7 protein-coding genes and 1 pseudogene are annotated in these 12,908 nt (G+C 57.5%); 6 read left to right on the plus strand and 2 right to left on the minus strand.

All coding sequences use genetic code 11. The annotated features are described in order from the left end of the window. The first annotated feature begins 1,044 nt into the window (after positions 1-1,044). Positions 1,045-2,308: pseudogene (locus K3F49_RS37595) on the plus strand (Glu/Leu/Phe/Val family dehydrogenase). A 534-nt stretch (positions 2,309-2,842) separates the two neighbouring features. On the opposite strand, the gene K3F49_RS37600 reads toward K3F49_RS37595, so the two are convergent. After that, positions 2,843-3,319 carry an Lrp/AsnC family transcriptional regulator gene (locus K3F49_RS37600; RefSeq protein ID WP_234685906.1) on the minus strand — a complete coding sequence of 159 codons (477 nt, stop codon included), beginning with the start codon at positions 3,317-3,319 and terminating at the stop codon, positions 2,843-2,845. A gap of 144 nt (positions 3,320-3,463) precedes the next feature. On the opposite strand from K3F49_RS37600, the gene K3F49_RS37605 reads away from it, so the two are divergent. The 3 genes from K3F49_RS37605 (at position 3,464) to K3F49_RS37615 (ending at position 7,552) form a co-directional block, all read left to right on the plus strand. Further along, a complete protein-coding gene (locus tag K3F49_RS37605; RefSeq protein WP_234685907.1) occupies positions 3,464-4,855 on the plus strand; it encodes an FAD-dependent oxidoreductase in 1,392 nt (463 codons plus the stop codon). Between the two features lie 27 nt (positions 4,856-4,882). After that, on the plus strand, positions 4,883-5,248 hold the full coding sequence (locus K3F49_RS37610) for a cupin domain-containing protein (protein WP_234685908.1): 366 nt from the start codon (positions 4,883-4,885) through the stop codon (positions 5,246-5,248). Between the two features lie 807 nt (positions 5,249-6,055). After that, positions 6,056-7,552: an NAD-dependent succinate-semialdehyde dehydrogenase gene (locus K3F49_RS37615; protein ID WP_234685909.1), complete on the plus strand. Its 1,497-nt coding sequence runs from the start codon at positions 6,056-6,058 to the stop codon at positions 7,550-7,552. A gap of 658 nt (positions 7,553-8,210) precedes the next feature. Here K3F49_RS37615 and K3F49_RS37620 read toward each other — a convergent pair. Next, positions 8,211-9,314: an Ldh family oxidoreductase gene (locus tag K3F49_RS37620; RefSeq protein ID WP_234685910.1), complete on the minus strand. Its 1,104-nt coding sequence runs from the start codon at positions 9,312-9,314 to the stop codon at positions 8,211-8,213. Between the two features lie 1,139 nt (positions 9,315-10,453). On the opposite strand from K3F49_RS37620, the gene K3F49_RS37625 reads away from it, so the two are divergent. After that, positions 10,454-11,509 carry an ABC transporter substrate-binding protein gene (locus tag K3F49_RS37625; RefSeq protein WP_234685911.1) on the plus strand — a complete coding sequence of 352 codons (1,056 nt, stop codon included), beginning with the start codon at positions 10,454-10,456 and terminating at the stop codon, positions 11,507-11,509. 648 nt (positions 11,510-12,157) lie between these two features. Next, positions 12,158-12,751, plus strand: coding sequence for an FAD-binding oxidoreductase (locus tag K3F49_RS37630; protein WP_234685912.1), 594 nt, complete (start codon positions 12,158-12,160; stop codon positions 12,749-12,751). Positions 12,752-12,908: the final 157 nt, after the last annotated feature.

Genomic DNA, 12,908 nt, shown 5'->3' on the forward strand with positions numbered 1-12,908 from the left:
ACACCTGGGCACCGGGTAGCAGACTCTCCGCGACAATCCGGGCTCTCTCAGCCTCCGAACGCACACGGCGCCCCGACGGTCCTTCGAGGACCTCCAGCCGGCTCACCGGCCCTACCGGTGAGCCGTCCAAATGGACGTTCTTTTTGCTGTCCAATCCCATCCAAACCTCCGTTCCAAGCCGGAGGCTTCTTCGCATATCCATTCTAACTCTGAAGCCAGGGTATCGGCTTCGCGCTTACCGAGAAACGAGGCCAGAGCAGATGTGTTCGTTGGGTTCTACAATGCGACCCGGCGTGATTCGACCATCGGGTATCTCAGCGTTGTTGAGTTCGAGAAGGTGGGATTAGCTTAACCGGCCGTCCACTGAACCGGCCAGCAGCTCACGTCTCTCTCTCTCTCTCTCTCTCTCTCTCGGTCGGGATTCTTTCCCGTCCTGACCATGTTGTGGCCGTCAGGTCCAACCGCTTCAGGAATGTGGAGCTCTCGTGGTCAAATTGTGCTTTGCGGCCGAATGCGACGTCGGCCCGGCACGTGAGTGAGGCCACGAGCGGAACGTAGTCCCGCGTGAATCCTGTCAGCACCGCGCAGTTGACGACACCAATGGCTTCCGCCCCCCGCCCGTCTCTACGAGCTCGGGTTTTGGCCGCCGTGAAGGTAGGCGCGTCAGACCGAGAGGCGAGGGAACGTTTGGCTGAGCTTCCGCGATTAACTTCTGCAACAGAGATGAGAAACCGCATAATAAATGCGCATTCCGACAGAGGTTGGTCGACTATCTTCTCCGTGCCGAGCGTATTCTACTACTAGCAATGGTCGGGACCGAAGGGCGTTGAGGGACTCGAATGCGCGGACGTCGCAGCAGCTTCTAAAACTGCGGCTGCTGGATGCAATTTACGTGGGATGAGCATTATTTCCTGAACTCGTTCGTCGCAATCCTCCTTCGCCGCCAACGCTCATTGGTTTCCCCTCCTGGGCCGGCAGCTTTCCCTCTCCCAAACCTCAGCCCTCTGATTCACGCTCAAACAGGCAAATCGGAAGATGTGATACATGAATAGAGTAATCTATGGCGGCCCCGTGTTCGAAATGGCCAGGCAGCAATTCGAGTGCGTCGCTAATCACCTGCAGATCTCGGAAATGGACAGGGATCGACTGCTCTACCCGAAGCGCGCAATCGCAGTATCATGCCCAATTCATAGAGATGACGGCCGGACGGAGGTTTACCAAGGCTACCGAGTGCAACACCACCTTACTCTGGGGCCAACCAAGGGCGGAACGCGATTCGCGCCATCGGTGGATATTGGTGAAGTCGCCGCTCTGGCGATTTGGATGAGCTGGAAATGTGCGCTGGCGGGACTTCCCTATGGTGGAGCAAAGGGAGGCATCCCCGTCGATCCTCACGCGCTTTCATCACGCGAACTCGAAGCGCTATCTCGACGCTACATGCAGGAGATGATTCCTTTTGTCGGTCCGCACACTGACGTTATGGCTCCGGACATGGGGACGAACGAGCAGGTGATGGCCTGGTTTATGGATACATACTCTATGTATCAGGGACAGACGGTCAACGAGATCGTCACCGGAAAACCGATATCAGCAGGAGGCACACTTGGTCGGCGAGAAGCGACTGGGCGTGGAGTAGCCTATCTCATTGGTCGCGCGCTCGAGCACCTTGGCATCGAGGCGGGCAGCGCGACAGCGATCATTCAAGGGTTTGGCAACGTTGGGTCAGTGACAGCATATTCGCTGGCCGAGAGAGGCTTCAAGATAATTGGCGTCAGCGACCACACGGCCGCTTACTACGATCCCGCCGGCCTCGACCTGGTCCGGCTGCGGCGCCACGTTGCAGAGCGAGGGCAACTTGCCGGCTTCTCTACCCAGGGGCTCATTGAGCCCTCGGAGCTCCTCGTCAGCACGTGTGATGTCTTAGTGCCGGCTGCGATCGAGCGGGTGATTACGGGCGAAAATGCCCCGATGCTCAAATGCCGCATTCTCGCGGAAGGGGCCAATGGTCCAACTACGCCCGAGGCTGACGCTATCCTGAACCAACGAGGCGACGAAATCTTTGTGCTCCCCGATATTCTCTGCAATGCAGGGGGGCATCGTCAGCTATTTCGAATGGGTCCAGGATCTCCAGCGATTATTCTGGGAAGAAGCTGAAGTATTCGATCGTCTTTACAGAATTCTCGAACGCTCGTTTCAGCAAACGATAGCTCGCGCGAACCGCGAAAAGATCTCTCATCGCATGGCGGCCATGGCGATCGGTGTTCACGTGGTGCAATCGGCTAAGCGCACCCGAGGTCTTTTTCCGTAACGACCTCACAACGAGGTGCGCTCCCTTTGACGTGGATGATAAAGATTGGGCCAGCGCTTGATCGAGCGCGACGGTGTGAGCTTTGTACAGTCTCACGGCCGCCTTATGCTCGGCGGATCAGCTAATAGACATCTGCTGAGATGTACCAAAGTGGCGGCAGTCTACGACACATTGCTGAATCGAGAGCCATCCATGTCGCCTTTCTAGCGTCCACAAGAGCAGCAATCTGAGCTCTTTCGGAAAGCCGGCGAGGGAAGCTGCGCCTCGGCTCCAGTCCCGATAGAACCAGTAACGAAAAGCCGCGCCCTTCAAAGCAACACGGGCCTACGCGACTGCGCTCTGAATGCCTCTGCGAGTCGCACGAAATTCATAATGAGCACGTAAGTATCGATGCCGGATGGAGTGGACGGGTAGGTTTATCGCGATGTATCAACGCCCGATCTTGCGCCTTCGTCTGAACGCGCTGTCAAGGCAAGGTGTGATGCCGGCCTGAAAGGCATAAAATCCGCGGGCCGAGACAAATGGGCGCGCGCATCACTCCTCTGGCGGAGCCTCAATTGGAACAGCGAAGCCCACCTTCACGCGATCAATTATGACCATTGTCTTGACCGCCTTGACATCCTTGTTCTCGTAGAAGAATCGGCGGGTGAATTGCTCATAATCTTCCATGGTGCGCGCCGTAATGTAGAGAACAAAGTCCGCGTCGCCGGTGACGTAAAATCCATTGACGACTGCACCCGACGATTTGATGGCCTTCTTGAATCTGTCGATTATATCTGAACGCTCCCGTTCTAAGGTTACCAGCACAAGCATTTGAATAGGGTTTCCTACCGCCTTCGGCGATACGATCGAGACATCCTCCTCGATAATCCCCTCCGAACGAAGCCTCTTCAATCGTCGTTGACACGCCGTAGCGGAAAGCCCCGCCATTTCGCCGATCACCTCGGAAGTTAGGCGGTTGTTCTTTTGCACGATCTCAAGGATGCGAGCGTCTATTCGATCGTATTGCATAAACCGCCTCCGGCCTTGAGACGAATTTCACCGCGAAAGGCCCGGGATGATGCAGGAAATCATCCGAACCACAGGAAACTGCGACGCAAATATGCTCTCGATAGCACTATTTTGAATGCCTAGGCAATTTTCAACGGGGTCGCGATGGACAATTTTTGGCTGAAGCAGGCGTTCGACCGTCTTGGGGAGCCCTATGCGCGGTCCTTGTCGACGCACGTCACGGCCGATGTGACGATCGTCGGCGGCGGGTACCTCGGCTTATGGACAGCCATCCGGATCAAAGAACGCTCGCCCTCGCTCAAAGTCGCGGTGGTGGAGAAGGACTTGTGCGGAGCGGGCGCAAGCGGCCGCAATGGCGGATTCATCACCAGCTATTGGGCCAAGTATCTTTCGTTGCACAAGATATGTGGCACCGATGAAGCTACCCGAATTGCGAAAAGTTCGGCGGAAGCGGTGCTGGAGATCGGCGCCTTCTGCCGGGAGAATGCAATAGAGGCGGAATTTCGTGCAGATGGATGGTTGTGGACTGCGACCTCCGCGCCGCAAATCGGTTGCTGGAATATCCTGATTAATGAACTCGCCAAGCACAATGTGAGGCCTTTTGAGGTTCTCGACAACGCGGAAGTGGTACGCTTGGGCGGCACGGATCGCAACCTAGCTGGTGTGTTCGAACCAGATGCCGCCACCGTCCAACCGGCCATACTTGCCCTCGGCCTCCGAAGTCACGCCCAGAAACTGGGCGTGGCGATCTATGAGCATTCGCCTATGATCCGTCTTGAGCGCACCGAAACGCCAAGGGTGATAACGGCCAAAGGCTCAGTTTCAAGCAAGAAGGTCGTTCTGGCCATGAACGCATGGGGAGCTCAATTTCCCTATTTGCGGCGCAAGGTCGCGATCGTATCGAGCGACATGATCGCGACGGCGGCCAGGCCCGACAAGCTAAACGAGATCGGATTTACTGCGGGCGTCGCAATATGTGATTCCCGCATGTTCTTGAACTATTACCGAAATACGCCGGATGGCCGTATTGTTTTCGGCAAGTCGCTAGGGCATTTCGCATTCGCCGGGCAGGTAGCGGATCACTATGAAGGGCCATCGCCCAGAACCGGCGAGGTGGAGGATAGCTTCCGCAAGCTTTACCCGATGCTCGATGGCACGGACATCGAATCCTCATGGACCGGTCCGATCGATAGGTCTGTGGATGGTCTGCCCTTCTTTGGTCGTCTAGACAATCACCCCAGCGTATTTTTCGGCATCGGCTTTTCCGGTCAGGGCGTCGGGCCAACTGTTCTGGGTGGAAAGATACTTGCCTCGCTTGCTCTTGACGAGGTCAACGAGTGGTCCGAGTGCGGATTGATCCGTGACGATGTGGAGAAATTCCCGGTAGAGCCTTTCCGTTATGTCGGCTCCATCCTTGTGCGCGAGGCATTGCGCAGAAAAGAGGGGCTGGAAGACCGTGCCCGCCGCCCTGACCCCCTTACTCTCGCGCTCGCGAACCTCGCTCCCGTCGGTTATGTGCCTTCACGGCGCAACTGACATTTCATTTACGAGAAGGAACAGACCATGGCTCCAGTTGTCCTCAAAGCTTCCGTCAATCTGCCGGTCGATGAACTCGACAGCATCAGTCCGGTTTCCCGCCCGATCGGCGATCCGGTCTCCATTATGCGCAGTAAGGTCGCTTTCAAGTCTTCGAGCGACGTGACCAGCGCCGGCGTTTGGGAATGCTCGCCGGGAAGATGGCGCCGTCAAGTAAGCGAGGCGGAGTTCTCAACTTTTCTATCCGGATGTTGTACGTTTACGCCCGATGGTGGTGCGACAATCGCTCTCGAAGCCGGAGACTCCATATATTTCCATCCGAACACGAACGGGGAATGGAACATTATTGAGACGGTTCGTAAGGCCTACGTCATTCTTCCCAAGGTCATATGAGCTTGGCGATCGCAGCTCAGCGAGCATTGTGTGGGCGTCGAGGCTACAGTCAACAATCGCAATCACACGCTAGAAAGATCCTCGTGGTGGCGACCTGCGATACCTCTTCCATTTCTGAGCTTCTCGACGAGAGCCAGCCTAGCGTTCAGGCGCAAGTCTTGGTTTATCGACATCCAGATGCTAACGGCGCTCGCGATCTCGTTGCGCGAGCGTCTGGGCCTGCGGCCATCCGCGACGCACCAGGATTGAAGGACCAGGAGCGAGAGGCGCTCTCTCACTTTGAGAAGGCAACCCGCCGCTCGATGTGGCAAATAAAATTCCGACTACCCGTGAATCTTCCAATGCGAGCTGCCTCCGAGCGAAGCAAAAGGAGTGCGCGGCGGCTGTTGGCACATCACTGTACCCCAAGCCGCGTTCCCCTTCCCATACTAATGCGTGCCTGGCGGAAGGTTGTCCGAATAGGTGATGAGAAGTTCATGAACGCGAAGTTGCCCACAGCAGCAAGAGGCATAACAGCTCGTTCCCGCCACGTCTCACGAACCCTCTACTCGGTTCTATCAATACGTAAGAAAATGGTAGCAGATATTAATCTCTACGAAGGCGCGTGCAGACCCTCAACTGCGGCGGACTCCTGCGCTAGACGGGCTGAAAACAGCGGGATTCGGCCCGCGTAGTGGACTAGAGTTACACTTGCTTCCACCACGCGCAGGGGCCTGCGTTGTGCTGCTCATGTAGAACTGCAGACAAACTCCCTTTGAAGAGGGCGACCGCGAGAGAACGGTTGTCTTCAATTTAGGAAAGACCGCAATGCTCAATCTTGCCGACCCTCTACTCCTTCGCAGGGACGCATTCGTCGATGGCACCTGGACCAGTGCCGGAGATGGGCGTCGCTTCAAGGTGAGCAATCCCGCTAACGGCGAGGTGCTGAAGGACGTTGCGGACCTGGACGTTTCTGACGCGCGGGTCGCAATTGAGGCCGCGGCGGCGGCGTTTCCCGCCTGGAGTGCGCTCACTGCTAAAGAGCGAGCGGCCGTGCTTCGCCGGTGGTTCGATCTTGTGATGGCGGCGAAGGATGATCTCGCTGCGCTGATAACAGCTGAGCAGGGAAAGCCCCTTGCCGAAAGCCGCGGCGAAGTAAGCTTCGGCTCCGCCTTCATCGAGTGGTTTGCCGAGGAGGGCAAACGCCTTTACGGCGACGTCATTCCGACTCACAGCGCGAACAAGCGAATTCTGGTTCTCAAGCAGCCGATTGGGGTGGTGGCGGCCATCACGCCTTGGAACTTCCCAATGGCAATGATCACGCGGAAGGTGGCGCCGGCTCTCGCTGCGGGCTGCACGGTGGTTGTCAAGCCGGCGGACGAAACGCCCCTTTGCGCGCTCGCCTTGGCCGAACTTGCCATGCGCGCTGGGCTTCCTGCTGGCGTCCTAAATATCGTGCCTACCACCCGCGCCCGCTCCGTGGGACTCGAGCTGACACAAAACCCGCTCGTCCGGAAGTTGTCCTTCACAGGGTCCACTGAGGTCGGCAAGCAGTTGATGACCCAATGTGCCTCAACAGTGAAGAAAGTCTCGCTTGAACTTGGAGGCAATGCGCCGTTCATCGTATTCGATGACGCCGATCTCGCTGCTGCAATCGAGGGTGGGCTTCTGTCAAAGTATCGCAATGCGGGTCAAGTCTGCGTTTGCACAAACCGGTTCTTTGTCCAGGAAGGTATCTATAAACTGTTCCAGCAGAAGCTGTCTGAGCGCGTTAGTCAGCTGAAGGTGGGAGACGGCTTTGATGCAGGTGTCACCCAGGGGCCGCTTATCGCAATGAACGCGGTCGAAAAGATCGAGCGACTGTTGGCGGATGCGGTTGCGGGCGGGGCCAGGATCGAGTTGGGCGGAAAGCGCCATGAGCTGGGCGGCACATTCTTCGAACCCACAGTCATGACGGGCGTGAGGCCAGAGATGGCTATCAGTCGTGAGGAAATTTTCGGCCCCGTCGCCACGCTTATTCCGTTCAAAGACGAGGCTGAAGTGATTCGTCTCGCCAATGACACGCGCTTCGGTCTGGCCGCGTATTTCTACGCGCGTGACCTGGCGCGCGTCTTTCGCGTCGCGGAAGCGCTTGAGTACGGTATGATCTGCGTCAACGATGGAGTCCTCTCGACTGAAGTCGCACCATTCGGCGGGATTAAGGAATCCGGGATCGGTCGCGAGGGGTCCAAATACGGGATCGAGGAGTATGTTGAGATGAAATACGTCCTTCTAAGTGGCCTCGGATCTTCGCCGCCTGCTGGGTCCCTGGCCCCATCCTCCTGACCTAAACGTCGGGCTTGTCACCGAATTCCGGAAGTCTCTCTGATGGCGGCTGATGCGGTTCTGTCGCGGAGGCGGTTTGACGCGATCGTATCTGTATTTCCGTGAAGTCGCGCGTTCGCCGACTGCCCTCGAGAGGATGTTGATAGCCGCTCTCCTTAATCCGGCGGTACAGCGGCTATCGCACCCAACAGGGCAGCCAACGGGCTTTCAATAGAATTATTCAGCGCGTGAGAGTCTTTTGCTTTTCGCGGAAGTGTCGGTTTCGCCCTGAGATATTTGGTGATCACGGCGCTGACCATGACACGTTTGCCGGCCTTTGTTTCAAAATAGAAATCATTCGGGTGGGGCGCACGACAGTACGCTTCGACAGCTATGCATGCTGATATAACGCTTCTGGGGTGTCACCCTCGCCATGGCGATCAGCGCGGTGGAGGAGGGCGAGCTCCACGAAGCGGTTGGTAATTGGCTATGTAGACGTGATGATCAGTGCCATGGTGATCGGCCCCCGGCCGCGGAAGGAGGTCATGTGATGCCTACCAGCTCTGAAGATGCGACCCGCAACCGCGAAATGTCGAGCAGCTACAGACACCACTTTGCACCTTCGGGCAGTCTGCCCTCCTGAATGGGGAGCGCCACCTGTCCGTGCCGTTCGCCCAGTTCACGCGAGGCCAAGTTCGGTCGCAATCCCGTAATCACGCGCAAGCGCGTGGAGCCCTTCCCAGGTCTCGTTCTCGATTTCGATGCCGTTTGCCCTCCGCTCCCGCTCGCGGGAGTATCCGATCTCGCCGGGGTAGAACACTCCGGATGAACCCTCGGACGGCGGCGTCGACTTAAGATAGCGCGCGAAATCGGCGACCTCTTTCTTGAATTGATCAAGCGGGCGGAACGCTGCCACGTTGAATGCCGCCATGAAGCACCCATTACTGTCTCGATCGCTCGGGTCGACGCCGAAACCAAGGCCAGTCAGAAGCGCGCATAGCACGTCCACCATTGCGGCGAGGCCGCTGCCCTTGTAACCCTCCGTCCCTCCGAGCGGCAGCAACGCGCCACCTTTAAAATAGTCGCGCGGATCGGTGGTGGGCCGTCCGTCAACATCGATGAGCCAGCCCTCGGGGATTTTTTCACCGCGCGCGGCCGCCACTCGGACTTTGCCGCCGGCGACTGCCGATGTCGCCATATCAAGAAGAAACGGGGCTTCCAGATCGGAGGGCACGGCGATCGAGATCGGGTTGGTACTGAAGCGAGCCTCGCGTCCGCCGAAGGGCGCGACGGTTTTTGTTGAGAGGCCGGCACTAGCGGTCGCAAGCCCGATCATGCCCGCGCTTGCCGCCATCAAGGGATAAGTGGCGAGCCGTCCGACATGGCTTTGGCGGAATACGGTGCAGGCTGCTACGTTGCCCTTCTTTGCCTTTTCGATCGTGAGCGCCATTGCCCTGGAAGTAACATGGAAACCAAAGCCCCAATGGCCATCAATAACGGCTGTGGTTGGGGATTCCTGCACGATGCTCCACTCCGCGCCCGGTACGATGTGCCCCGCTTTGATGCTGGCGATATAGCGTGGAATGGCGATGACGCCATGGGAGTCATGGCCGGCGAGGTTGGCATTGACACAGCCGGTGGCGACCGCTTGCGCCTCCCCCTCCGATGCGCCGGCCGCCTGTAGCAGCGCCACACAGATGCTGGTGAGACGATCGGCCTTTACGACCCGAAAGCGCTCCTCCTTGTTCGGTCCGCCGTGCGCTTGTTTCTCGACTGAACTCATAAAGATCCTCCTCAATTTACTACAATCGCCGGAGCCGTCGGCTAGAAAGACAGGCACTGCAAATCACCGGCCGCAGCTCATGCGTTGCTGCGACTGTTTTGCGACGAAACGAAAGACCCGAGCCTCGGCATGTACTTTGTCCATCAACATAGCTCTGCGTTGATATCAAATTCGCTGATATTCGTTCGGATGGCGCGGTATTTTCACATAGACGTCGGTAATTCGATGAATTTCATCGTGTTCTCCGGGCTCGCCGTATTGGCGGAAGCGGCTCGGGGACAACGGTAGGGCCACCGGAGCAGATCAGCGGCGACCGATATCACTCCGGCGAACGCCGAACTCCCGACACTAACCTTTAGTACTCAATACAACCGCTCGAACAATGACGTGCAGAGGCCCCCGACGAAAGGATAGCCAGCCCTCACTTACCTTCGGGTCCCGCAAGTTGCAAACTGGCAAACTGTCGGGGGCGCAGGTTCGATGTCGCGCGGCTGTCAATTCGATGAAGGCAGCACACAGCCGAGGTTTCTGGCCGGCGCGAGCGCGCGATGAACCGGGCCTTCGGCGCGTGGCTTAGCCGTGGAGCGAAGAGGTTAGCCAAGTACTCACGATATTTGCGGTACCTAACATTGCCCCGGCGACCAGCTCTGGGGTCAAAGCGGTTCGGCTTTCGAGGCGGTCTTACTTTGGCTGGTCGTCTGACACGACGGCATTCGCGCCATGTCGTGTACCATTGAGCCTCAGAAAAGACGCAAAGTGGTCGCGCTCGTAGCCTGACGATATATCGCCGTTTTTCCGCTCGTCGTGTGGCCGAATGCAGAATTGCTGCGTTGGTGGCCTTGGAAACGCGCTACCCAAACGCGAATGCAAGTCTACTCTGCGCCAGACTAGCAAGGTAAGGCTGAGGCGAAAAAGGGGGCATTTCATACGAAGTGCACCGTAGTGGGGGACCACAGACCGGCGCGTTCGTTGGGGCTGGTTGATCGAGACGCGAGAAAGTTGTTCGGCCCGTCCCGCACGTGTGATCGCTCTCCATTTCGGTCGCACTGTGTGGAAGGGCCCATAACCCGATCGTCAGCTTACGCGCGCCGGCCATATCCACCGCGTGTCTAGAGTCGCCTCAACAAGGGGAACTGTCCATGAAGAAGAGCATTCACACGGCCTCACGCCGCTCCTTCCTTGCCGGCGCGGCCGGCGTGGTAGCATCGGCGGCGTTCGGCCCCTCGCGGGCCGGGGCCAATTCCAATACGGTTAAGATCATCAGCTATGGCGGATCTTATGAAGATGCCCAAGTCAAGGCAGTCTTCGCTCCTTTCACCGGAGAAACAGGAATCAAAGTCGAGACGATCCCCGTCCCTGGCCTCGACAAGATCAAAGCGATGGAGCTCACCGGCAACGTCGAAATAGACATTTTTGTCGGTCCAGGCCCCTGGGCAGCTTCGGGATCCAAGCAGGGCTTCTGGGACAAGCTGGACCTATCTATGCTTGACTTGGCGGATTTGGCGATCGAGCCGACAAGCGATTATGCGACATATGAAATCGTGACCATGGGGATAACATGGGATCCGAAGAGGTTCGGTCCGGGCAAGCATCCGTCAAATTTTGCCGAGTTCTTCGACCTAAAGACGTTTCCTGGGCGCCGCTCTTTCCGCCCTTTTCCAGACCAGACGCTGGAGGTCGCACTTCTCGCGGATGGTGTATCACCCCAAGACGTCTATCCTTTGGACTTGGACCGCGCGTTCAAGTCGCTCGATCGGATAAAATCGAATATCGTATGGGCTAAGGCAACTCCCCAGTCGGTTTTCCTTGTGCAGAGAGGTGAAGTCGATTTCAGCTTCACTTCTGCCAATCGCGTCAAAGCGTCGAATGATGCAGGCGGCGGAGTGCCCTTGGCCTTCTCCTTCGATCAGAACGTGGGTCTTCCCGACTCCCTCGGGATACTCAAGGGCGCGCCAAACAAGGAAAACGCGATGAAACTAATCGCCTACACACTGCGCCCCGAAGTTCAGGCACGGTTATTTGACCTGTTGGGCTGCTTGCCGGCGTCCAAGAAAGCCAAGACGATGATGGCGGAAGAGTCGCGCAAATGGCTGCCTGATTTGGACAACCCCAAGAGCATCGTCATCAACAATAAATACTGGGCAGATAACTTCGAGACAGTGAACCCTCGTTTCCAAGAGTGGATTCAGAGTTGATCGCATCTTTGATGGCGGACCGGTCAGCTCGGCCCTCAGCAAACGAAGATCCTCAAGGAGGCGCCGGTTAGACCGTGCAACTCGGCTTTCAAGGCCGTGGCGTAGCGAACACTGCTGAGATTTGCGCGATTTCCAGTTTCGATAGGCTCCTTTCGACAGTGAGCACGCGCCGAACCACACCCACCTACCACGCCTGCAGGCGATAGCAGCCTCTCCGGTTCAGTTGGTCGCGCGCGTAGGGGTTGGGGATGCTTGGGTTGAAAAAGCAGCACCTCGACGTGGGCTTTCCCACGGTGCTAGGCCTTCAGTTGAGCGTCCAAGGTTGTACAACTCATGCGGGCCGTTTGCTATGGTCCTGCCAGAGCGCGCGGCTTGGCGCCGGGCCTCACGAGAGCAGCGCGCGGGCAGCATACGATTATGTCTCGCGCGGGCGGACGAGGGAATTTACCTCCTTCGTTCAGATCGAGAGTGTGGCCGGGTTTGAGCGGCTAGAAGATATCGTAGCAGTCGATGGGATCGATCGCCTGTTCATCGAGCCATCCAGCCTCTCGACGGCCTTCGGAGTCTATTGTGGGCCGGCCATCCTGACACGTAAGCCTTGCGGTCGATTTATCGGTTCGCCACGGCATCGATGTCCGCGAGCCGCTCTTGAGCAAGCACGCCTGGTATGTGCTGCTGGAACTGTCCTCTCCGCGCGACGATGCGCGAGCCACACTGGAGACGATCCTTACGAAGGCTCCTGACCGAGATATCATCGACGATGCGGTAATCTCCGCCAACCTTGGCCAGCGAGACGCTCTCTACTGCGAAGAAGTCTCTCTACTGCGAAGAAGTGTCGGCGGCGCAGAAGCTGGAAGGCGGCTCCATCGAACACGATGTTTCCATTCCCGTGTCTGCGGTGCCAATCTTCATCGAAGAGGCCGATGCCGCCGTTACCAAGCTGATTCCCGAAGCTCGGCCGGTAGCCGTAGGTCACACTTCGGCGACGGGAACATCCATTACAATATCAGTCAGCCGATCGGTTCGAATGCTGCCGACTTCATGGCGCGCTGGAATGATGTCAACGCAGACCCGTATGCGATCGGCTCAAGCTTGGGGTCGATCTCCGCGGAGCACGGCATTGGCGTGCTTAAGCGCAATGAACTACCCGACGTGAACGACCAAGTCGCAATGGAATTGATGCGGCAAGTAAAAGCAATGTTCGACCAGCTCGGCATCATGAATCCAGGCAAGGTGCTCTGAGGATGCCAAAGCCCATTAGCCGCCGAATCTGGCATGCTGTTAACGAACAACGGACAAAATAAAGCGCATTACGGGTTGCGAGAGCTCCCATGATCAGGCACGATTCCATTCGAATATCAGCCTGAGGGCCTCCCTCGATCCTGGGGCTCGGCGTGCA

The sequence above is a fragment of the Bradyrhizobium monzae genome (genome assembly GCF_021458635.1).
In the GTDB taxonomy this organism is placed as follows: domain Bacteria; phylum Pseudomonadota; class Alphaproteobacteria; order Rhizobiales; family Xanthobacteraceae; genus Bradyrhizobium.